21 protein-coding genes are annotated in these 21,766 nt (G+C 47.7%); 3 read left to right on the forward strand and 18 right to left on the reverse strand.

All coding sequences use genetic code 11. The annotated features are described in order from the left end of the window. Window positions 1-94 precede the first annotated feature (94 nt). The 9 genes from IPN69_03010 to IPN69_03050 are packed head-to-tail and all read right to left on the reverse strand — an operon-like array spanning window position 95 to window position 8,924. A complete protein-coding gene (locus IPN69_03010) occupies window positions 95-712 on the reverse strand; it encodes a cation transporter (protein ID MBK8809683.1) in 618 nt (205 codons plus the stop codon). Continuing rightward, on the reverse strand, window positions 693-872 hold the full coding sequence (locus tag IPN69_03015) for a hypothetical protein (protein ID MBK8809684.1): 180 nt from the start codon (window positions 870-872) through the stop codon (window positions 693-695). Before IPN69_03015 ends, IPN69_03010 begins: the two co-directional genes overlap by 20 nt. Before the next feature lie 12 nt (window positions 873-884). Next, a complete protein-coding gene (locus tag IPN69_03020; GenBank protein ID MBK8809685.1) occupies window positions 885-1,229 on the reverse strand; it encodes a DUF3703 domain-containing protein in 345 nt (114 codons plus the stop codon). 38 nt (window positions 1,230-1,267) lie between these two features. After that, on the reverse strand, window positions 1,268-2,164 hold the full coding sequence (locus tag IPN69_03025; GenBank protein MBK8809686.1) for a cation transporter: 897 nt from the start codon (window positions 2,162-2,164) through the stop codon (window positions 1,268-1,270). 12 nt (window positions 2,165-2,176) lie between these two features. Beyond that, window positions 2,177-2,617 carry a hypothetical protein gene (locus IPN69_03030; protein MBK8809687.1) on the reverse strand — a complete coding sequence of 147 codons (441 nt, stop codon included), beginning with the start codon at window positions 2,615-2,617 and terminating at the stop codon, window positions 2,177-2,179. 45 nt (window positions 2,618-2,662) lie between these two features. After that, window positions 2,663-2,962: a P-II family nitrogen regulator gene (locus tag IPN69_03035; GenBank protein ID MBK8809688.1), complete on the reverse strand. Its 300-nt coding sequence runs from the start codon at window positions 2,960-2,962 to the stop codon at window positions 2,663-2,665. 3 nt (window positions 2,963-2,965) lie between these two features. Further along, window positions 2,966-6,067: an efflux RND transporter permease subunit gene (locus tag IPN69_03040; GenBank protein ID MBK8809689.1), complete on the reverse strand. Its 3,102-nt coding sequence runs from the start codon at window positions 6,065-6,067 to the stop codon at window positions 2,966-2,968. An 8-nt stretch (window positions 6,068-6,075) separates the two neighbouring features. Beyond that, window positions 6,076-7,584 (reverse strand): efflux RND transporter periplasmic adaptor subunit, encoded by a 1,509-nt coding sequence (locus IPN69_03045; protein MBK8809690.1) that lies wholly within the window; start codon window positions 7,582-7,584, stop codon window positions 6,076-6,078. Window positions 7,585-7,595: 11 nt separating this feature from the next. Next, complete coding sequence (locus IPN69_03050; protein MBK8809691.1) at window positions 7,596-8,924, reverse strand: TolC family protein; 1,329 nt, start codon at window positions 8,922-8,924, stop codon at window positions 7,596-7,598. A 138-nt stretch (window positions 8,925-9,062) separates the two neighbouring features. On the opposite strand from IPN69_03050, the gene IPN69_03055 reads away from it, so the two are divergent. Continuing rightward, on the forward strand, window positions 9,063-10,238 hold the full coding sequence (locus tag IPN69_03055) for an IS4 family transposase (GenBank protein MBK8809692.1): 1,176 nt from the start codon (window positions 9,063-9,065) through the stop codon (window positions 10,236-10,238). Between the two features lie 1,055 nt (window positions 10,239-11,293). After that, window positions 11,294-11,677 (forward strand): hypothetical protein, encoded by a 384-nt coding sequence (locus tag IPN69_03060; protein ID MBK8809693.1) that lies wholly within the window; start codon window positions 11,294-11,296, stop codon window positions 11,675-11,677. Between the two features lie 68 nt (window positions 11,678-11,745). On the opposite strand, the gene IPN69_03065 is transcribed toward IPN69_03060, so the two are convergent. Genes IPN69_03065 through IPN69_03080 form a run of 4 tightly spaced genes read right to left on the reverse strand, consistent with a single transcriptional unit; the run spans window position 11,746 to window position 13,652 of the window. After that, complete coding sequence (locus IPN69_03065) at window positions 11,746-12,435, reverse strand: hypothetical protein (protein MBK8809694.1); 690 nt, start codon at window positions 12,433-12,435, stop codon at window positions 11,746-11,748. A gap of 14 nt (window positions 12,436-12,449) precedes the next feature. Further along, window positions 12,450-12,698, reverse strand: coding sequence for a hypothetical protein (locus IPN69_03070; protein MBK8809695.1), 249 nt, complete (start codon window positions 12,696-12,698; stop codon window positions 12,450-12,452). Between the two features lie 34 nt (window positions 12,699-12,732). Next, window positions 12,733-13,017 carry a hypothetical protein gene (locus IPN69_03075; protein MBK8809696.1) on the reverse strand — a complete coding sequence of 95 codons (285 nt, stop codon included), beginning with the start codon at window positions 13,015-13,017 and terminating at the stop codon, window positions 12,733-12,735. Then, the gene (locus IPN69_03080) at window positions 13,014-13,652 is read right to left on the reverse strand and encodes a hypothetical protein (protein MBK8809697.1); all 639 of its coding nucleotides are present in this window, start codon (window positions 13,650-13,652) and stop codon (window positions 13,014-13,016) included. The genes IPN69_03075 and IPN69_03080 overlap by 4 nt, the downstream gene beginning before the upstream one ends. A gap of 356 nt (window positions 13,653-14,008) precedes the next feature. Between IPN69_03080 and IPN69_03085 the strand changes: the two genes are divergently transcribed. Beyond that, window positions 14,009-14,296 (forward strand): helix-turn-helix transcriptional regulator, encoded by a 288-nt coding sequence (locus tag IPN69_03085; protein MBK8809698.1) that lies wholly within the window; start codon window positions 14,009-14,011, stop codon window positions 14,294-14,296. Here IPN69_03085 and IPN69_03090 read toward each other — a convergent pair. From IPN69_03090 to IPN69_03110, 5 genes are all read right to left on the reverse strand, one after another. After that, a complete protein-coding gene (locus tag IPN69_03090) occupies window positions 14,285-15,352 on the reverse strand; it encodes a replication-relaxation family protein (protein MBK8809699.1) in 1,068 nt (355 codons plus the stop codon). The genes IPN69_03085 and IPN69_03090 overlap by 12 nt on opposite strands. Before the next feature lie 1,446 nt (window positions 15,353-16,798). Further along, window positions 16,799-17,386, reverse strand: coding sequence for a replication-relaxation family protein (locus IPN69_03095; protein ID MBK8809700.1), 588 nt, complete (start codon window positions 17,384-17,386; stop codon window positions 16,799-16,801). Further along, a complete protein-coding gene (locus IPN69_03100; GenBank protein MBK8809701.1) occupies window positions 17,271-18,920 on the reverse strand; it encodes a hypothetical protein in 1,650 nt (549 codons plus the stop codon). Before IPN69_03100 ends, IPN69_03095 begins: the two co-directional genes overlap by 116 nt. Beyond that, window positions 18,841-19,575 (reverse strand): hypothetical protein, encoded by a 735-nt coding sequence (locus IPN69_03105; protein ID MBK8809702.1) that lies wholly within the window; start codon window positions 19,573-19,575, stop codon window positions 18,841-18,843. The genes IPN69_03100 and IPN69_03105 overlap by 80 nt, the downstream gene beginning before the upstream one ends. Next, window positions 19,575-20,108: a hypothetical protein gene (locus tag IPN69_03110; protein ID MBK8809703.1), complete on the reverse strand. Its 534-nt coding sequence runs from the start codon at window positions 20,106-20,108 to the stop codon at window positions 19,575-19,577. The genes IPN69_03105 and IPN69_03110 overlap by 1 nt, the downstream gene beginning before the upstream one ends. Window positions 20,109-21,766 lie beyond the last annotated feature (1,658 nt).

Below are 21,766 nucleotides of genomic sequence, written 5' to 3' on the forward strand. Positions count from 1 at the left end.
TCAAAAAACTACAGTTGTTTGACATTGTTTTAAAATACGAATTATCGACGATTAGCATGCACTATGAGTAGTTGGCCGATTATTGAATTAGAGATTAGGAACAAGTGTCACAGCACGTTTCGCCGCGTAGGGCTTCGATGCCTTCTTTGGTTATGATCGGAACCATTATGAGGGCGGCAACCGGATCAGCCCACCACCAAGCGAAGATGGCGTTTAGGATCAATCCGCCGAGAAGGATCGCGGAAAGATAGGCACAAAGATCAGTTTGACGTGAATCGGCTTTCATCGCGTTACTGTTCAATTCGGCGGCGACCTTTCGCTTTGCGTGGGCGAGAAACGGCATAACGACCAGAGAAAGGGCGGCAATAGCAATGCCGACGTAGCTTATTTCGGGCAGTTCGCGGAACCACAGAGATTTGACCGCATCAAAAGCGACATAGGCGGCTAGAGCAACAAAGCTGAAGCCTACAAGACGCAAGGCGAGGCGTTCGCGGCGTTCGCCGGACGCGAGACGCCAAAGAATGATCGCTCCTGATGAAACCTCAATAACCGAGTCAACGCCAAAGCCAACAAGTGCGATGCTACCGGCAACGATTCCCGCTCCGACCGCAATAATTCCTTCAAGCGAATTCCAGCCGATTGTCAGATAGGCAAGCAATCGGCCACGACTCTCAGCATTTGTAATTCTTTGATTAACGATTTCGTAATTCATCGCTCTTGTCCGCGCTGTTCGTGTCCTCCACCCTCGAAACAAACAAACGATCCGCCCATTTAACGATCAGAAACAGTAGTCCAAGCACGATTAAAGCCCCGATCAGGAAGGCAATAATCGGATGTTGGGTGACGACATGAAACCAGCTTGTTTCTTGCATAAGTTCTTAGTGTTATCGCTCAGACTCATCAAGGATTCGCTGTAAATCACTTGGAACCTTCATTGATTTGAAAAACCAGACATTCGCTTTGCCGGTATTGCCTGCGGGATAGATGCCTAGGGGCGTTTTGGTCGAGGCTCCAATAATGCGAACGATCTGACCCCATATTTCGCGAACCGACCGCGTTTTCAGCCCCAGCTTTAGCATCCGCCAATGTATGCGGGTGTGTTGATAGGTGATTGCCTGACCCAGAATGTGCGCTCTTTCGAGATGGTAATAGGCAGAATGGTAATCACCTGAAGCTATGAGCGAATCTGCCAAAGTAAGCTCGGTATCTATATATTTTTCAAGAGGCATAAGCCGTTTCCCCGATTTTCATATCTTACTCCATCAGACTATAAATGCGTTTCGTGACACGCGAAGCCCTTCCGTTCTGTTTGGGCAGTTACGTGTGCGATCTTAAATTCGCTCGTGCATGAATTGTGGACACGTTGCAGAACATCGTCGTGTTCGGCTCCGTCGGCAAGCACGGCGTGGACGCTCAAGGCATTTACGCCCGACGTAAGCGACCATACATGAAGGTCGTGAATCTCGGCAACGCCTTCGATCTTTGAAAGTTTGTCTCGCACGTTAGCTATGTTTACGTCAGACGGCGTACCTTCTAGCAAGACAGCGACTGCATCTTTTAGCAATGCCCATGTTCGCGGCAAGATAAACAAGCCGATTCCCGCCGAAATTAACGGATCGGCGTAATACCAGCCGGTCGTGAGCATGATTATTCCAGCGATTATCACACCGACAGACGTGAGCGTGTCCGAAAGAACCTCATAATATGCGCCTTTCATGTTCAGGCTTTCTTTGGAGCCGGAACGCAGAATAACCATACCGACAATATTGACCACCAACCCAATCGATGCGACGCCGATCATCGCCGCACTCTGCACTTCGGGCGGGTTTTTGAAGCGTTCGTATGCTTCGTAAAGGATGTAGATCGAAATAAAGATCAGGATGATCGCGTTCGTCATCGCCGCGAGTATTTCGACACGGAAATAGCCATACGTCTTTTCCGGCGATGCGGGCTTTTCTGCGAAACATATTGCTAACAATGCTAGTCCGACGCCCGCAACATCGGTCAACATATGTCCGGCGTCCGCAAGCAACGCCAAACTGCCCGTCCAAAATCCGCCAATTACCTCGACGATCAAATAAAAGAACGTCAGGCAAAAGACGATCATTAGCGGTTTCTTATTCCGCCCTGCCGCCGATATTTCGTGTGTATGTCCGTGTCCCATAGTTTTTTTGCACTAATCGGTTCTATTAACCATCAGTTTCCACCGTCTCTGCCGATAGCGGTAGAACGCCTGCGCAAATAGACAAACAAGTGGCGTCAAGATTCCCGCCCTTATTTCAACTTTATCCGAATATTTACAGATGGTCTCTGACTCTTTCTCGATCTTGATCAGATGGTTCCAGACTGAGATCAATCCGCCGCTTTCGCTCGTAGATAGTTCCATTCGATCATCATCGATCCGTTCAAACTTCAACGAATGCTTCCACAGAGGTATCAGGCCGAAAGCATACAGTCGGGTCGAGATCAATTGTCCTTGCTGCCAGATCGCCGGAAAATCACCGGAACGAAAGCCAATGATTCCGCGTGTGACGAAGATCAGCGTCTGACTTCGTTTTACCAGCTGCCACGCCTCTCCAGCCGGAAGAGGCAAGTGACTCTCAACTAATATCGTCATACCTTAAATTGTTTAGCCGAAGCCCGACCTGCAAATCACTCTGCACTAGATCAGTTCTGCCTTCTCGATCGGCAACACTAGAATGATGCCGTCGCCTTTTTTCCCAGTATGAGCATTGTGCCTGATGGCCGCTACTATTGAATCAACCATTTCTTCATTCGCTGCTATCTCGATCCGCTTGTTTTGCTTGAATGGATCAAGCGCATCATTAGCCGTCGTTAATAACCGCTGGCCGAATCCGGCTGAATCAGTGACGGTCATGCCGGGAAAGCCTTCGATGTTTTCAAAGGCCGTTACGATCTTCTCTACCGTGAATGGCCGAACTACTGCGATTATCAGTTTCATTGTTTATTCCTCCGCAAATTCGCCTTCTACATCTTTCTCGATCCATGCATAAAGCGTTGGCAATATCAGCAACGTAAGAAGTGTAGAAGTAATTAGGCCTCCGATAACGACCGTCGCCAATGGCCGTTGCACTTCAGCTCCAGCTGACGTTGCGATTGCCATTGGGATAAATCCCAGACTTGCTACAAGAGCCGTCATGAGGACAGGCCGCAGACGCGTTTCCGCTCCTTCGCGAACGGCTTCTAAAACCGTTTTTCCTTCTTCGCGAAGATGATTGATAAAACTTACCATCACCACGCCGTTTAAGACGGCTACGCCAAATAAAGCAATAAACCCTACGCCCGCCGATATTGAGAATGGCATCCCTCGCATCGCCAATGCGATCACTCCGCCAACGATGGCGAACGGAATTCCGGTGTAGATAAGGAACGCCTGCCTTATCGAACTAAACGTCGTGTAAAGCAATATGAAAATTAAGAAAAGAGCTATCGGAACAACGATCAAAAGCCTCGCCGATGCCCGTTGAAGATTTTCAAATGTTCCGCCCCATTTCAAATAATATCCGGGTGGGAGCTGAACGTCCTTTTCGATCTTGGCTTGTGCTTCCGCTACGAATGAGCCGATGTCACGACCGCGAACGTTTAACTCGACACCGATCCGGCGGCGCGTATCTTCACGGGTTATCTGCGCGGATCCCTCGGCTAGCTTTATCTCTGCAACTTGAGATAGCGGAACACGGGAGCCATTCGATGCAGTCAGTACCAAATTGCGGATCGAATCGACGGTCGCTCCTGATTCTTCATTCAAACGAACGACAAGATTGAACCGCTGTTCACCTTCATATACCTGACCAGCTTCTTTTCCCGCAACAACGGATTCAACGAGATCGTTAACGTCCTCTACGTTCAAACCATAACGAGCGATAGCCGCACGGTCTGGTTTGATCTGAAGTTGCGGCAAGCCCGAAGTCGCCTCGGCTTTTACATCCTCCGCTCCTGAGACGGTTTGAACGGCCTTTACGATCTCATCCGCCTTGTCTTTTAATACATCAAGATCGTCACCGTAGATCTTGATGGCAACATCGCTGCGAACGCCGGAGATCAGTTCCGCAACACGCAACTCGATCGGTTGCGAAAAGCTGATAATGGCCGAAGGAACCTTTTCCTCGAGAGCCTCCGACATCTTTTCGATCAAAACAGTCTTGTCTTTTGTGGTTTTCCACTCGCTCTTTGGCTTGAGGCCGATGTACAAATCGGAGAAATCGACGCTCATAGGATCGGTGGCAACCTCGGCACGCCCGGTCTTTGAGATAACCGTCTTTACCTCGGGAAAGGCCATCAATACTTTCTCAACTTCGGTCGTCGTTCTTATCGATTGTTCGAGAGAAACGCTCGGCAATTGCTGAACCTGAACCGCAAGGTCGCCTTCGTCAAGTCGCGGTATAAACTCTGAACCTAAAAAGGGAAAGATCGCGCCGGAAATAACGACCAAAACAATCGCTATCGCTAACGCCTGCGGGCGATACTTCGCCATGAAACTGTACGCCGGTTTGTAGATCTGCTTTGCGTAGCGAATTAGAAAACTCTCCTTCTCTGAAACCTTGCCCTTCAACACAAAAGTAAGCATCGCCGGAACGAAGGTCAGTGAAAGTATGAGCGATCCTAAGAGTGCAAAGATCACCGTAAGCGCCATTGGAACGAACATCTTGCCCTCGATGCCGCGTAAGCTGAGGATAGGCAGATAAACTATCGCGATGATCGCAACGGCAAAAACGACAGGGCGTGCAACTTCTAGACACGCTTCGAGAATTGTGCGTTCGGGCGGTTCGCGAGATTTTTCGTGCTGTGCTTCGGCACGGCGGCGAACGGCGTTCTCGACCATTACGACGGCTCCATCAACGATAAGTCCGAAGTCCAATGCGCCGAGACTCATCAAATTACCCGAAACGTTAAAGAACCGCATCAGGATCGCTGCGAAGAGCATCGACAGCGGAATAATCGTCGCAACAAGCAATGCTCCCCGCCAATTCCCCAACAGCAACAAAAGAACGACGATCACCAGAATTGCACCTTCGATCAGATTCGTCTCGACGGTCGCAATAGCACGGTCTATCAATTCTGTTCGGTCATAGAAAGGAACAAGCTCGACTCCTTTCGGTAAGGATTTCTTGACTTGTTCGACGCGCTCTTTTACTGACTGAACGACAGTTCGCGAGTTCTCACCTTTTAGCATCAAGACGATTCCGGCGACGATCTCACCCTTGCCGTCTGCCGTGACCGCGCCTTGTCTGACGGTAGAGCCTTCAACGATCTCCGCAACATCACGAACATAAACGGGAACGCCTTCCTTTCCGGTCTTTACTACGATATCGCCGATCTCGTTTGGTTTTTCAATGAGGCCGATGCCGCGTAAAAGATACTGCTCCGCTCCTTTCTCGATATACGCACCGCCGACATTAGCATTGTTTCGAGATACCGCGTCATAAACGTCGCGTAAAGTGAGGCCGTACGACTGTAACTTCTCCGGCGTGACTCGAACTTGATACTGTTTCTCGAAACCACCAAAGCTATTGATCTCCGTCGCACCCGGAACGCCCAATAATTGACGGCGTACATTCCAATCTTGAATCGTTCGCAGGGCCTTTGCATCATAACTGCCGTCGGGGGATCTAAGTTCGTACTGATAAATTTCTCCTAGTCCGGTCGATATCGGTCCCATTTCCGGCGAACCGATAGACGACGGAATTTGTTCGCGGGCTTGTGACAACCTTTCGAGTACCAACTGCCTCGCGAAGTAGGTATCAACCGAATCGTCGAAAACGACGGTGACGGCGGAAAGGCCAAATTTGGAAACAGAGCGTATTTCCTCAACGTCGGGCAAACCTGACATTGCGACTTCGACCGGAAACGTTACTTGTCGCTCCATTTCGAGCGGAGCCAAAGACGGTGCCGCCGTAAGTACCTGAACCTGAACGTTTGTAACGTCGGGAACCGCGTCAATAGGCAGATTCAAAAGACTGTAAGCTCCACCAGCGGCCATGATCCCGACTAGAAGAAGTACGATCAGCCGATTAGCAACAGAAAAGCGAATTAGTGCGTTGATCATATTTCTCCTTAGTGTCCGTGTTCTCCAAGATCGCCTTTCGCCAATTGAGTTTTGAGAACAAAGCTACCCTTCGTAACCACCTTTTCGCCTATCTCTAAACCTTTAAGAATGATCGTATATCCCTCGGCTTCGCCGCCGATCTCGACTTCGCGAACTTCGTATGCACCAGGTTCGTCGTCTTTTGGAATGAAGATTATTGTTTTGTCTCCTTCACGTTGGATCGCGCTAGATCGAACCGCCAATTCTTCTCCGGTCGCTGCCGTCGTACCGGCGTAGAATCCGACCTCGGTAAACATTCCGGCTCTAAGCTTGCCGTTACTGTTTGGAACTTCGACCCGAACACGAGCCGTTCTTGTAGTCTCATCAAGCTGCGGATCGATGTAAGAAACCCGACCATTCAGATTGCCGATATTGGGCGATTTGATCTCTGCAATTGCTCCGATATTGAGCTTGGAGATATTGGATTCGGGAACGTTTGCAATGACGTAAACGGTGCTGAGATTTGAGATAGCAAAGATCGGTGTGGCCGCTTCGACACCCGCTCCGGAATTAAACTTTCTTTCGGTAATCACGCCGGACAACGGCGCTCGTAACGAAACTAGCGACGTATTGCTCCGATGGTCGTCGTCGCCTCCAGATTCTACGGGAACTCCTAACGAACGCATTTCGTCCTCGATATGGCGGAGATCGACCCGCGAAGTTTCAACCTCGGCTTTGGCTTCCTGTAGCTCCCGGTTAAGGGCGATATTTGATTGGAAATCGTATTCGGCCTTAGCAGTTTTGTAGGCCGTCTCTGCCGTGACCATATCCTTTCCCGCACCGGCTCCGAGTTCGATAAGTCTTTTCGTTCGTTTTAGCGTCGCGTCCGCCTCATCAAGTCTGGCTTTTGCTTGGAGAACGGCTGAGCGGTTCTCTGCTTTTTTAACGCGCGCGAGGTTTCGTCCCGCTAATTCGTAGCGTGTCTTTGCCTCATGTAGCTTGCCGTGCATCTGTGCAAGTTGCGGACTGGAAATCACCGCAAGAACCGCTCCCTTCTGAACATTGTCGCCAACACCGTAAAAAACCCGCTCGATGCGCCCTCCGACAAGCGGTGTAGCCATTTCCGTCTTTTCAGGATTTAGCTCGACCGCACCGGTGACGTACAGTTTTGAAATCGCCGGTCGCTGAGTAACAGTCTCAGTTTCGATTCCCGCCGACTCGATCATTTCGGCGTCGAGTTTTACTTCGCGCCCTGTCTCATTCTCTGAGTGTCCGGGTTCTTCCTTCTTCTCGTCTGTGACGGCTTTATCGACGGTCGCGCTGCGATTGCTGACTATCCACGCAATTCCGACGATACCGATAAGCCCGACGATAACCGCTGTGATGATCCAAGCGAGAAACGGCTTCTTTTCCTGTGAAACCTCCGTGTCGGGTGTTTCGGGTAGTTCCGCACCATCGAGATTTGATTCGAGACGGTCAAGTTCTGCCTCGTCGCCCGCGTGATGTTCGCTCTGTTCTGGAGTTTTATTTTCTGACATATTCTTTTCCTCTAGTTATCAAATGTGAGTCCGAGTGCGATATAGAGATCAGCTTCGGCTTTATATTTCTTTGTTAATGTTTCGGTCACGTCGCGATTCGCGTCGATCAATCGACGCTGCTCTACCAAAAGATCGGTGATCTTTAACTGGCCGATCCGATAGACCTGACGTATCGTCTCGATGTTTTCTCGCGAACGCGGAAGCACGTTCGTCTCAAGAGCGATGAGTGCCTTTCTTGCCGTTTCGAGTTGTTGGAAAGCGATGGTGATCTCGTTTCTGATAACGCCCTCGGCGAAGGTTCGACGTTCTTGAGCCTGTCGAACTGTGATCGCGGCTTCGGCTTTTGCACCCTGTTTGCGATCAAACACAGGCAATCCAATCGTTATCCCAAACAACAGATTCCGGTCGCGACCTTGCGGGAACGATCCCGTTGGCAAGTCGATGGTTGATCTGCTGAGAGAAAACTTTGTAAAAGCTGAAAACTCAGGTTTTGCCTCGGCTCGGATCAGCCTAAGTCCCGCATTCCCCAATTGTTCGTCAAGCTCGGCAACACGAATCTCTGGTCTGCTTTTTAGGCCAACGGCAATCGCAACTTCGGTCGAAGGCGGTAATGATGGAAAAGTGGCGGTCGGAAGTTCTTCTCGGAGGCGAAGCGGTTGCTCGTATGGCACACCGGCGAAGTACTTTAGCTTCGTGATCGCCGTTTGGAGCCGCCCTTCGATAAGCTGACGCTGAACCCGCAATCGCTCGACCTCAGTTTGTAAAAGGCTTAGTTCTAACGGTGCGGTTTCGCCCTCGTTAACGCGAATCTGTACAAACTTGACGGTCTGAAGATCGATGTCAATGATCTCGTCAAGAATTTTGATCTCGCGAAAAGCCGAAAGAGCGTCCGCATAGTCAGAGACAATGCGGGAAACGATCTCTCGCCGCCTAATGCCGATCTCCGCTTCTTTCAAGATTATCTCGGCTCTTGCCCGTTCGATTCGCCGGTTTCGTTGACCGTAAAGCTCTAAAGGGATAGAAATTCCGGTGCTAAATTCCGAGTCGCCCGGCGATCCAAGTAATCGGCCAGAACTTTGCTCGACCTCAAGCGTCGGATTTGGACGAAGCCCGGCTTGCGTCAGACGAGCCTTCGCCCTATCCACTTCAAGTTGTGCGATCTTTATCTCGCTGTTTGTTTCAAAAGCCAATTTGACGATTTCCGCGAGGGAAATGCCATCGTTTTGGCTGTGATAGATCGTGTATGTTGCATCGACCAACTTTGTCTGTCCCGATACAGCGACAGCCGCAGTTAGCAGTGCTAACAGTAAAAGAACTCTGTGCATAAATTCCAAAAGCAAAAACAATCCCGTCCTAAACGTTTTTTGAAAACTGGGTCATTTTAGCAGATAAAAAAATAGAGAAAGTGGTTTTTCTCAATGATTTCCTGAATTGATTCGGGCTATCGTTGAGTTGAAACAAAAACAACACCTTCTCTTATGGAAAAAATAACATTATTTGCGCAGATCGTCACCCGTTTGGATCGTTTTGGATTCGACCGGATTGTCCGAAAGCACCAGACCGACAAGCATGCAAAGGGTTATGACAGCTGGACGCATCTGATCTCGATGCTGTTTTGCCAGTTCGCAAAGAGCCAGTCGGTCCGCGACATCAGCAACGGGCTTCGGTCGGCGACCGGCAACCTGAATCATCTCGGTGTCGCCAAGGCACCGTCGAAGTCGTCGGTCAGTTACCAGAACAAACATCGCGACTGGCGCATCTTCAGGGATTACTATTTTCATCTGCTCGATCTTTTAGGACAGCAGAAGACCCACCGGAAGATAAAGTTCAGGATCAAATCGAAGATTCTGCTGCTCGATTCGACGACGATCAGTTTATGTCTGGACTTGTTCGACTGGGCGCATTACAAGACGGCGAAGGGCGCGGTCAAGCTGCACACATTGCTCGATTACGACGGCGGATTGCCGGTTTATGTGAACGTCACAACGGGCAAAACAGGCGATAACAAAGGGGCTTACGACATTCCTCTGATCCCGGGAAGCGTCGTCGTCGCCGACCGTTTCTACGCCGATCTTTATTTGCTCAACGTTTGGGACAGCAGCGGCGTTAAGTTCGTCGTCCGGCACAAGGAGAACCTCCAATACACGGTTCTGAAGGAGAATGAGACGCCGTCCGATTCGCCTGTTCGGGCGGACCAGATCATCGAGTTCGCCGTTCCGAAATCGAAGCAACGCTATCCGAAGAAGCTTCGCCGGGTGGTCGTCTGGAATGAAGAACACCAACAGGAGATCGAACTATTGACGAATAATTTTACGTGGTCGGCAAACACGATCGGCGACCTTTACAAGAGCCGCTGGCAGATCGAGATCTTCTTTCGGGAGATCAAACAGCTGCTTCATATCAAATCGTTTATCGGCACGACTCTAAACGCCGTGATGATTCAGATCTGGACCGCGCTGATCACGATTCTGCTTTTGAAATATCTGAAAGCAAAGGCAAAATATAAATGGCATTTATCGAATTTAGTGGCATTTATTCGGCTGAATATGTACACCAAAATAGATTTGCAACATTGGCTCGACGACCCGTTCACCGAGCCGTCCAAAAGGCATATTAATTTGAACCAGGGGGTTCTTTTCAAATCCGACGCCTGAGAACGCGTCACAACCAATGTTTCAGGCCGGTCGGAATCCGGAATGAAAACGTTTAGGACAGCATTGAAGCAAAAACTAACAAAAATGCAAGACAGTAACGGCCAGATAATGGCATGACTATCCAATCTAAAAAGCGCAGTTTATGGGTTGTTAGTTAAGCTCTTGGCGGTTGCCAAATGGAGAAAGAACGTGTTGATTCGTAAGGGGCTTTGTATTGAGAGAAAACGTCACTAGCTGCTCCTCGGCCAACGGGAGAGGCCACAGGTAGTGAGTAAACGATTGTCGGTGCCGGATTGCTTCCGCAGCATGAGCATACGCAAAACGGCGAACATTCATCGTTAGTGTTGTTGTCACTGTCTTGCGATATTGGGTCTAAGTGAGCGACCTTCTGAATCGAATGCCCCTGATTGTCGCTCGGCAACAAGCTGTCACGACACGGCTGAACCGATAGCAGCAGCAAGTAAGCAACAAAAATATAAGTCAATATTCGCAAGCCCTAATATTCTCAAATTTCGATCAGGATTGTCTAGTGTAAGCAAACGATGTTTCTATTCCTGTGTGCGCCCACGAAACTTTCATGAAACAACTCAAGCTGTTTCGGCAGGTGAGAAAACTGCTAAAGCCCCTCCAATAGCAACAGCCAAGAACGGGCAGCTACTTTCGTAAACAACAATTAGCTTTGACATGAAGGAAATTGCTAATAACCTTGTGTCAATAAATATTAGTTTTCTGACAGGTTGTTTTCAGAGTAGAGAAATCCTGTAAAAATAGGTGTTTTAGGTCTTAGGTTTTCGAGGGGTTTTTTGACACCTTGACCAGATTCGGTTTGCCCTAAAGTGTTTTAGCAACTACTATAAAAACCCGTTTGTCGTTTAGGGAACATAACGAAAACACTCATCTTGCTCGCGATAACTCTTTATGAAGGGGACCCCAATGCCAGGTAAACAGTGTGCTGACGAACACAAAAAAACTTTGGAGAAAGAAAGGCTTTTAGAGGGCCGCGGATTTAGACTTTCGAGCTTGCGTATGATCATCTATGACCACATCTGAAACATATGGCTCTCGGCTTTAGTGTGCACTTGATCGGCGTTCCCGGGTTCTCTTACAAAGGAACCCCAGTCGCAGCGTGGACACGTAACGTACCGTGGTTCGACGGGTGGGAATTGGCGCGGGACTCGCGGATGCAGGGGAGTGGCTACCCGCTTGCCGGACTATTCTGGCCGGACGAAGTCCACAAACTTAATGAACGTTTCGCCGAGCGCGTACGACCGGACGGTTCGATCATTCCTACGGAGATGGACGCAAAGATCATTTCCGAGCCTGACGGTTCCATACAGTTGGGCGAAATGCCTCCGCCACCGACCGTAGAAGAACTCGATCAACTCATAGCTGACCTTCATGGCGGCTGGATCATCATTGAGTTGTGGGATCTGTCATGACGCTCCGGAAGAAAAGGCAAGAAATGGGGTCTGACTTGCAAAATTGCAATTTCGGCGTGACTTTGAACCTATCTCAAAGCCGCCGCAGCTTTCTTTACATGCCAACGTAGCCGCTGATATGAAAATCTATCCATCGCGCGTTGGCCGGTGAGCATGGATCCCAAAAAGACTGGAACCATTCGGCCACTTAGTTGAACCTGGTAGTATCCGAATTCTTCATTAAATGTTGTTTCGAATTGTGTTTGAAATAAGTCCGACGCAAAAGCGTTTACCACCACAATAATCTTCGGATCGATGTGTTGAACCAGGTCTTTTGATAATTTTAGCTGGGCTTCAGCGAACGCTGTCAGCTTGTTATTTCTTAATATCCTTTCTTTGAAATCTTTTTGGCTGGTCTCACGAAAAAAGAAAAGATCGATGTGTTCCCATTCGAGGCTCGCGTGCATGGCAATATCTCGAAACTTGGCGAAGTAGGGATACTTATCTTTGGCAAAGCGCTCTATTTCAATCGCAGAAGTAAGATTCAAGGCGTTTCGATTTGCCCATAAAAAGAATTGTTCTGGATCAATGTTTGAATGTGCGGTGTCGGTCAAGAATCTTCTAAAACCGGCAGGGCTGAATGACGGATTGTTGCCAATGAAGAGCAGACCGCTATGAATCAGGGGTGGGAGTATTAGTGGCACATATACATTCTCACTCGGACTGAAATTCTCTTCCCAAATATCGAACGCTAATTTATTAAACGTTTCATTATTCATAGTGTTCTGACGGCCTAGCATCGATGATACGCGTTCTTCTTATAATTTGCTCCGCAGGTGCCGCAGTGCCTTGTTTGCTTTTGATGCTCCTGATAGTGGGTCTTGAGCATCGCATGACTTGAAAAGGATCTGCGGCACACAGAGCATTTGAAAGGGGACTGAGACATTTGTGTAGAACTTTCTTTGGGTGTTAGTTGATAATGATTGAAATACTGGCTGCTTGTCGAGATCCGCCAGCCTTGCCCCGATCTTCGTAAAACCAATTCGGGTTTCTCGAAAGACGTTGAACTAAGAAAACTAACCCTTGTCGCGAAGTTGTACTGTTTCCACTTCAGACGAGTCAAAGTCACGCGGGCCGATCGGTTTTACTTTGGTTGTCACACTCAGTTCTGATAATTCGCACGCATTTCTCATAAAAAAAGAGGCGACTAGGTAAACCATGACCGATCCAACGGCCGCCAGAAAGAACAAGTATGCTGTTTCGCGAGAAATCACGCCGAAGAGAAAGAGCGGAACGGGTAATCCGGTGAGAAGAACCAGGATAAGGAATATTATGCGTCGATCGTCGTCGTTTATTTTCATCTGATCTCGAAGGCGTTGCTCTTCGAATAGGAATAGAGCAAGTCCGTAAATATTGGCTGGGCGGTCTGATGTTCTTCGAGTGCCTTTCTGACCCCTTCTTTCAAGTCAGCTCCTGCTGATCGTCGAACGACTTCGATAAAAATCAAACGCCTCTGATCTTCGAACGATACTTTCCTGGAACCTTTCCATTGCCCAAGATTCCAATTGAAAGCTGTTTGACCATTTCCTCTAATTTCGGTCACAACGTTTAGTAGAGTTCTAGAACGGTTTCCCGCACGAGCGTTTTCTCTTTCTGTGGCGCTTCGGATATCAGCAGTTCCAACTACTATGATTTCGTTGGCATTCTTTAGCAGTTCCTGTAGTCTCTCGCTAAAGGCAGTTTTCCACTTGTTCTTCTGTGACAAGTCACCCAGTCCCTCAACGACACTTTCGCTGCCTGTTTCCCAGACGTACTTTTTATCCAGGACATATATGTCGAACGCCCCGGTCGAACCATCGGCAAGAGTAACCTCAGAGTGATAAATCCCGTTAGGATTGATTTCGGGAGGCAATTCCTTGGACGTGGTGGGAATATTTGAGCCGTTGTCTTTTTCTCGCGCAAGACGAGGCAGACGTTCCGGAATGAAGAACAACAACGTTCCGATTACGAGGACCCAGAGAGCCAAGAGGAGTCGATGCCATCTCTCGAAAGTTGTCGGCAGTTTGTTTCCGCATCCCAGACAGTAATTATTCCCGGCCGGGTTCTCATAATAATTGCAATGTGAGCACGTGATCATCTTCCTAACCTCGATTGTATTTAGGTCGTTTGTGACTCATAATCTGAAATGTTTTGATCATCCCTATCGGCGATCTTTTCCTTATAAATGGCGATTGTATTCACCTCGTTAAAGTGTGAGCTAAGGGCAACACCACTAAACAAGAAAAGAATACTCCTATTTAGGAGTATTAGCAAGATTAGACCATCGGACGACGTTGCGAAAGGAGGGATCTGATGGGACGTTCACGCCGGCCAAAACCAATTCATCTAGCCTCAAAACTTCGACAAATTCGACAGGACTTAGGTCTTACTCAGGAGGAAATGGTGAAGAGCCTGAATTATACACATAGCCCACTGACTTCTGGGCAGATATCCGAGTTCGAAAACGACAAACGTGAACCGCCGGTCCAGTTGTTATTGTCTTATGCTCGGACAGGTGGAATCGCTCTGGAGTATTTAGTCGACGACGAGTTGAGCCTTCCACAGATCCATTTATATCCGCGCATTGACTTAATCGATTAGTGATTGAAATACCGGATTATCGTCGGACTCGGCCGGTGTCGCCCAGATCTTCGCAAAAACCAATTCCGGCTTCTCAAGATAAATGGGAATGTGTTTTTCAGCACCTTTTATCGTTACCGGTATTAATTTTTCAAAGGCCAGGTCCGAGGGCGTGAACCAAAACAGGGGACTGGGCTTACTTCCGGAAACGGTCGGATGTCCCGCAGTCGTTCGCAGCGTATTTGTCCAGTGGTCTTCTGTCGATTCGACCAGGACCGCTCGAATCCGATTTACTCCGTAATCTTCGACGTGCTTTTTTTGCTTCACTATATAGTGGAAGTGAGCGCGTAGTTTCTTTTGCATCTTCTTTACCGATGTGGTTTTCCGATCGGCCTCGTAGAAAAAACATTGTGTCTGCTCGTCGCCCTCACGGTCTGGAAAGTGTAGAGCAAAGAATGCATCCGGCCGGTGTGGTAGTCTCTCGGTTGCGTCGGATTCTATCAGCCGGCCGTCTCGATCATAGTAAACCTTGGATACTTCGATGTTATTCCAAAGCTGTGAACCTTGATAAAAGCCCAACAATTTCACCTTATCGCCGGATTTGTCACAAGCTTTCTCTACCATGTAGTGAAACCTTGAGATCATTAGCTCGTGGTGCAGGTGCATTAGGCGGCCTTGCATCTTTACCATCTCGCGTCCCATGGTAACGGTGCAGTAATCCTTCTCCCGGTTATTGCTTATAACCTCGTAATCGGCTTCCTCTATTTTATAGTTATTATCGATAAGAAGCTTTAAGGCGGCCCTCGTATCTAGGTAGTAATTGAACTCAGTAGGGTAGTAGGTCGAGGGAAAAGCAAAACGGTTAATCAACCTTTGATGATAAAGGTTCTGCAAGTGTCGCTCCGTGGTTCTTATGTCGCCATCGACAAGGCGAACGATCAAAGACGTCGGGATAAATTTGTAGCGGTGAATTATATCTATTATCTCGATCGATCGTGGAGTGATTCGACGCGGTGGTAAATTTTCGGGTTTTTCGCGAGTGTATTTTTTTAGGCGTTTTCGTTTCTCGTCGAGCATTGGAAGGGCGTCAATAGTTAAATAGCTAGATATACAAGTCGGGGTTTTGTTCCCGAAGTTGATCGAATATTATCCTTTTGTATTGCTTGACCGTGTGGGTCGGGAACAGGCGATTTCACGTATACGTGCTGGGTGTCCCTTAATAATAGTAGATATTCGCCGTCTTGAAAAATCTGACAGTCGGAACACACCGCCACTTTCGGGTTAATGAAAAGCGTTCGCAAGGCTAGCCCTTTGGGGAGCCTTAGAGGTAACTTGTTATCTGCATACTAGCAAATCCCTTATTGAGGTAACGGAACAAGAAAAAAGCCCGACCGAAGCCGGGCTATTCTCTAATTTTCAACGTGATTCTTCACAAAGAATAGATATTCATTGAGGTGACATAACGGACATTTACCCTTGTTATCATGAACCTCTCCTGGACTCTATACTTTGCTACACCTAATACATTTGATAATCATATAAAAGCTTTAATATTCTGACGGCAATAAAATCGTCGTTGCACTTCTGTCTGCTTCCGTTGTTACCCAAAATTTCACTCGACCATACGTACAGGCCGAAAAGATTCTCAACCGCTGATCCACAGCTTCTTCATCCCCGGTAACTCAATCTCGTCAATCCCAACCGATTTCATCTGCTCCTTTGCCGCTGGCGTTGCTCACAACGTTCCAAGCGCGAATCTCATAGAACTCCTTTCATCACGGCTCCCGTAATAAAGCCTAAATTGAAAACAACTGACAAGCGGTAGAACAACATCCTCCTCGGGCTATGGTTACATCTTGAATATGCATATTGATACGGATTCCCAAACCTAAAATCTCGTCCCATACAAAACCTTTCACCGGCTAATAATTAAATAGTCAGCTAGCTGGCATCACTCACTATGTCTCGCATCAACCCGACTGATTGCTTACCCAGTGTCAAGAATGAATAATTTATGCTCACGCCTCTACCAAACTAAAAACTACTCTCGACTCCTCCTCCTCTCTAAAAACAAAACCTCAATAAACATAAGCGGGAGGGATAAATAACAACCTATTCTTGACACGGTAAGCTGTCGGGTAAAATGCGAAGACTGTGAGTATGCCTACCACTCTCTTTTGGCTGTCTTTGGATCAACCAAACGACTACCCACTAAACACAAAATAAAATACCTTCTACCGTTCCCCGTTGTAACCTACTAAACCAGAAACCCAGATACCTCCTATCCCACGTTTCACACCAAACAAAAAAGACGATTACCGATTCTCTCAAGAATCAGACCAATCGTCTCTACACCTACAACCAATTCTACTTATGCCGAACGCAAAGCGGAGGCGTACTGCGGAACGCTCTGACTGCCCTTATCTCATCTGGCAATAGGGAGATAAAAGCTCGTGAATATAGGGGTGTCAGAGCCTTTTTGATTCCAGCCTTTTGGAACTCATATTGGAACTCGTAATGGAACTATTCAGCAAAGGGATTTTGGCAGAAATCCGAGTGCAGTATTATCGAATAGTGGTTCGTCGCCTTGTCTAATATCTTCTGGCCGGCATCTATCTGGGATTGATCCATCACGAGAAAGATGACTCGGAAATCTTCCTTTGATTGCCTGTAGTGTTGTTGGTAAGCCCAAAGTTTTTGAGCGATTGCATTCTGGGTCCCACGCTCGATTTCAAAGAAGTAAGTCTCCCCGCCAATCTTTGCCGTACGGTCGGGAATCACGCCGTTGGCAATCTTGGTATGAGCCTTCCAGTCTTCGAGAACTCCGGTAATAGCAAGTGCGACAAAAACATCGGTACAGAGTTTTTCGTGCGTGTACTTGTTCGCATGGACTTCTGCTCTGGGAGGAACGTAACCGTATTCTTTGTTTATGTCGTGCTTAGCAAGAGACCAGAAGTATTCTGAGGCTCCTTTCTTAGGAATGAGACCGTAAGACTTAGATTTTAATAGTCCCTGTTTCCGGAGTTTCTGGAGGTTTTTTGACACCTTTTCGTACGCGGTCTTTTGATCCTGTTCCGGGTACATTAGCTTTGTTAGCTGTTTTGCGGTCATGTGTTTTTCCAGATGAAGTGCCTTCAGCACCCTCCAGAGTGGGGAATCGGTCATCATAGTCTTCAAAGATTTCGTTAATTGTTGCGTAGTTATTCGAACTTATTAAATCGGTCAAGAATTGCTTATCTATCTTAGCGTCAGGAACCTCATGAGTCTTCGCTATCACCGCTCCGTCTTTACCTAGTTTCATCACTGCCTGGCGTTTCTGCTGCTGCCTTAGAGCGTATTCCACCTGGTTGATTGGAATCGAGCCACCATAGAATTGGCTGGCAACATTCTTGCGCTCGGTATTGTCCTCAACGTAGAAAGCAATTTTCGTTTTAGTCTGGCTCTCCACCGATTTCATTACCTTCGGTTTGAACTGACTCGGGTAGTGATTAGAAAGAATCATGCGGAGCTTGATGTTCCTCTTCGTGTTAAGAACCTCCACCAGTTTGTCCGTCGCGTACTGCTGCGCTTCGTCTAGGTAGAGATAGAAAGGTTTATCAAACCCGTTGTGGCGCATCCTTTCAATGGACTGAATAAGCTGGTTGATAACGATGGTGGCAAGTAGGCGGGTCTGGAGCGTGCCGAGGCCTCCACCTGTCGATGCATTAACTAGAAGCACCCATCCGTCCGAAATCAATTTATCAATCTTGATTCCTCGCCGGTGGCCCAGGATCAGCGTGAGGTTTGGATTGTTCACCAACGTATTGATTCTTCGTGCGGTGGAGCCAAACTCTCGTGTGAAATTTGGAATGTTACTGAACGCGAATCGAAGTTCTGATAGGTGTTTCTTAACTATATCACGATGCTGGAGGGGGATGGACTGGAGTCTTCTCTCGACCAACAGGTAAATCTCTTCGCGTTTTTCAGCATACTGAATCGACTCCTGATCACCTTTAACAAAAGGCATTGTGAAATAAATTAGCTCCCGCAACGTTAATCCTGCATAGTGCAGTATAGTAAAAATCGCGGTCAGGTACGTCGTAATGTAGGCTGTCTTTGACTCGTCCTCAACCTCGAACAAAACTCGGAAGGCGTCTTTCAGGTAGTCCACTGAATCGACAATATTTGAGTAGTTGTAGTCAATCGGATTGATGCACGGAACTTTCTGTGAAAACGAAATCTGGTGAGCGTCAATCAGAAAGACTTTCTTGAAACCAATCGAAGCGCAGTAGTTGAGAACGTTATGTGCAATCTTGCCTTGGGGGGTGGGATCTATAAAACAAAGCGAACACGACCGGCGTTTATTCTTGGATAGGTGAGCGTCGGCCTTAAGGCGGTCTATATCTTTGCGGATCAGGTACTCCAGAAAACGCGACTTACCTTCACCTGTTGAGCCTAATACCCAGAAGTGGTTTTCACGCTCCGCCTGGGTTACCCATAAATCGCCTTGATTTAGAGACCGCCCTATAGACAAAAGCTCATCTTTTTTATGGGCGTGAAGGGATTTCCATTGCTTAGATACAACCTCATCTAAGGTCGGAATCCTCGTCGCTTCCTTCAGAGTCTTTTTCGTCAAAAGCTTGAAGTAATCTCTGTCTTCTGCCACCTATATCCTCCTCTAAAACTTTGATGTCTTCGGTTACTTGTCCCAGTTTCTTTATTTTTACAGTTTCAGGGTCATTGCCGATTTGAATCTGGTGTTCACGCTCATAAAGCGCATCTAAATTATCTCTGAGCATTGCAAGACGCTGATAAGCCTGAAGCTGGAGAATAAACCCACCGTTTAGGTTGGCTTGTGCCTGAGCTTCGATTTTCTGGATCTCCGCTTCGTTTAGGGCACGTGTCTTCAGAACCTCCAAATACGTTGTTACGTCCATGCCGCTAGCCTGGGCGTAAGAAATGAGGTTGCGCTGAAGATTAAGACTGTCTATTGCGTGCTGATGCTGCGTAAGCGAAAGTTCTTCTTCGCGTTCTAACCGGGGAAGAGTGTGATCACTTAAAAAAACAGCCTTAGTCTTTGTCGTATCGAGTTCATGAACCGCAGACACCTCTTGTTTCAACTCGGACGCCAGTGCTGCTCGTGTAATAGCTTTGTTTGACTGCCTCCTAGCGGCCGCTTGTTTGATATTCGGGTCGTAACGGTCACCAATGTTTTTTACCTGTTCGCTAAGTTCTTTACTGGAAGGGTTGAAGGAATAAAAGACCAGCCAGACCACCAAAGCGATAGCCACGAGGATCAATATTATTCCAGCAATAAGCATTATTTCCGTTTAAGAATAAGCGGTATCTTCCAGGTCTCGACCAGAATGTTGGCGTCAAGTTCGGATTTCACCAATAGGGGCAATTGAGAGTCAGTCACTACTCTGTTTTTCATGAATGGCTCAAAACTGACCACGCTCGACGCATCATCGTTATAAAGTGTCGAATACTTTTCGTCCCAGTCTGGAGTAACGACCATATGCCGAGTTGTAAAACCGGTGTTGTTTAGCATCACGCCTTCCATTCGGTCTCTATCTCCAAGTTTCATAGTGAATGGTTTATCAGAAGTAACCCTCACGTAAGTTCCCCTGGGAATAAAGATAGCGGGGTCTCCCCAAATGCCTTTATGGACCGCGAACTTATAGGTATCTGGACTGGGAGCAAATTCTGGCTGTCCGTTAACCATTACGTTCTGGCCGCCAGCGGTTTTTTGTACTTCTACAGTCTCACTACGCTCACTCCACCAGACATAAATAAACAGTGCGCCCGACGCTGCTAGTATCAAAGCAATGACAGTTAGAATCCATTTAGACATATCCGGTGATTATACATATTAAACATAAATATGGTAAAGTAATTGCTGCACAAAACTGAGTATTTTTGATATTCAGACTAAGTGAAAAGCGTTTCGAAGAGACGCTTTTAAGTTATTGATTTCATAAAGCTGAGGGGACAATGGTAGGACTGCAGTCTCTGGATCTGCCTATCGGAGTTCGAATCCCTGTCTCCCAGCCAACAAATTACGGACGACTGGCACGAAACCGAGGTTCGCGTTCGCTATGCCGAAACCGTCATATTGGAGCTATTCGCCTGTGCTGTGGGTGTATTTTGGACAGCTTGCGATGTTGCGGTTGGTTAAACCGCCAAATAAATTCCAGCCGTTAATAAACAGAATCCAATCCCAATTGCTATGAAGGCTAATCCGCGTGGATTCATCGTCCGGCGATGATAACCGCAAAGCAATTTAGGGGTAAAGCAGTTTGATAGAAAAGGTACCCAAAAACGTACCCAAAATACTCCGCATAAATAAAGCAACTAAGTCGAAACCTAGTTGCTTGTTTTTGCTAAGTGCCTGAAAACAGGCATATTTAACCCTCTTTTAGAAGCTCGAATACTTGCCTGTCACGTTGGAGGTCGCGGGTTCGAGTCCCGTCGGCTCCGCCATTATCATCAATAAAACCAGAGGTTTTAGAGTCATCGTCAAGATGACTCTTTTTCATTTTCGTCCACTGTACCCCAAAACGTACCTTCTAGTTCTTCTGTTAAAAATCCCGCGATCAGCCCAGTTGGCTTCAAGCATTAAGATCCTCAAATGTCGAAAAGAACCCTTGGCGTTTGGCAATTGTCGCGCATGGTTCGTCCTCGGAAATCGCCATCGGGACCTCGAATCTCAAATTTCAGATTTCAGAGTGTCCGCCACGCGGTAGAAGTTTGCCGTGGAGCCATTCGGAAAAACGGATTCAGTGTGCGGAGCACACGCACGGACGATAGCACCACGTGAAGCGGTGCGAAACCCAGGTGTCAGTAGCGGACAATTCAGGTGAGCGTGCGAAACACGCGGACCTTTTGCAGCCACGAAGAGTTGCGCGTGTTACACACGCTTTGGACGCCATTCGATCGGTCACCACGTTCCGCTCCGCTTCACGTGGTGCTATCGCAAGTTCGCGTGCTCCGCACGCTTGAAGAAGTAGATTCAGATCGCTGATCCAATGTCGGCTGATATGTACCAAACCTGCGTTTCCCTCACGCACCCGCGAACCTTCACTGCTTCGATCCGGATTCAACCATGATTTGCGCCTAAATAGGGCGGCAATCTGTGCGTTATCGCACGGTGAAAAATATTGTCTGGTTGATAATGGATATAAGATTACCGCAGCGTACAAGGTTTATCGGTTGATCACCACGAATGATTTCCATTTTTGTACACCACGGTTAATCGGGATCGTGAGCGTGTCCGTCTGATGGCACTGCAGCGATTGGAAAGGAGAAAAACAATGGATACAACAACGTTAATCATTATTATTGTAGTTCTGGTACTTTTATTCGGCGGGGGCGGCTTTTGGTACAGAGGCCGGCGACAATAGCGGATTAATTTGGCTCAATGAGCCGAATAACTCTGATCGGCGTTAGAAGAGAACCGGAAAAGCACGAAAGCGCCGGCAAAGCGTAATTTCGATCCTATTGGACGGGTGG

The sequence above is a fragment of the Acidobacteriota bacterium genome, from assembly GCA_016715115.1.
Taxonomy (GTDB): domain Bacteria; phylum Acidobacteriota; class Blastocatellia; order Pyrinomonadales; family Pyrinomonadaceae; genus JAFDVJ01.

Bases quoted from the DNA above. Each gene is read 5' to 3' on its own strand.
- IPN69_03090 (MBK8809699.1), bottom strand. From the start codon at position 15,352: ATGCTCGACGAGAAACGAAAACGCCTAAAAAAATACACTCGCGAAAAA.
- IPN69_03065 (MBK8809694.1), bottom strand. From the start codon at position 12,435: ATGAATAATGAAACGTTTAATAAATTAGCGTTCGATATTTGGGAAGAG.
- IPN69_03110 (MBK8809703.1), bottom strand. From the start codon at position 20,108: ATGTCTAAATGGATTCTAACTGTCATTGCTTTGATACTAGCAGCGTCG.
- IPN69_03020 (MBK8809685.1), bottom strand. From the start codon at position 1,229: ATGCCTCTTGAAAAATATATAGATACCGAGCTTACTTTGGCAGATTCG.
- IPN69_03075 (MBK8809696.1), bottom strand. From the start codon at position 13,017: ATGAAAATAAACGACGACGATCGACGCATAATATTCCTTATCCTGGTT.
- IPN69_03030 (MBK8809687.1), bottom strand. From the start codon at position 2,617: ATGACGATATTAGTTGAGAGTCACTTGCCTCTTCCGGCTGGAGAGGCG.
- IPN69_03045 (MBK8809690.1), bottom strand. From the start codon at position 7,584: ATGTCAGAAAATAAAACTCCAGAACAGAGCGAACATCACGCGGGCGAC.
- IPN69_03055 (MBK8809692.1), top strand. From the start codon at position 9,063: ATGGAAAAAATAACATTATTTGCGCAGATCGTCACCCGTTTGGATCGT.
- IPN69_03105 (MBK8809702.1), bottom strand. From the start codon at position 19,575: ATGCTTATTGCTGGAATAATATTGATCCTCGTGGCTATCGCTTTGGTG.
- IPN69_03035 (MBK8809688.1), bottom strand. From the start codon at position 2,962: ATGAAACTGATAATCGCAGTAGTTCGGCCATTCACGGTAGAGAAGATC.
- IPN69_03040 (MBK8809689.1), bottom strand. From the start codon at position 6,067: ATGATCAACGCACTAATTCGCTTTTCTGTTGCTAATCGGCTGATCGTA.
- IPN69_03015 (MBK8809684.1), bottom strand. From the start codon at position 872: ATGCAAGAAACAAGCTGGTTTCATGTCGTCACCCAACATCCGATTATT.
- IPN69_03025 (MBK8809686.1), bottom strand. From the start codon at position 2,164: ATGGGACACGGACATACACACGAAATATCGGCGGCAGGGCGGAATAAG.
- IPN69_03060 (MBK8809693.1), top strand. From the start codon at position 11,294: ATGGCTCTCGGCTTTAGTGTGCACTTGATCGGCGTTCCCGGGTTCTCT.
- IPN69_03010 (MBK8809683.1), bottom strand. From the start codon at position 712: ATGAATTACGAAATCGTTAATCAAAGAATTACAAATGCTGAGAGTCGT.
- IPN69_03085 (MBK8809698.1), top strand. From the start codon at position 14,009: ATGGGACGTTCACGCCGGCCAAAACCAATTCATCTAGCCTCAAAACTT.
- IPN69_03095 (MBK8809700.1), bottom strand. From the start codon at position 17,386: ATGACCGCAAAACAGCTAACAAAGCTAATGTACCCGGAACAGGATCAA.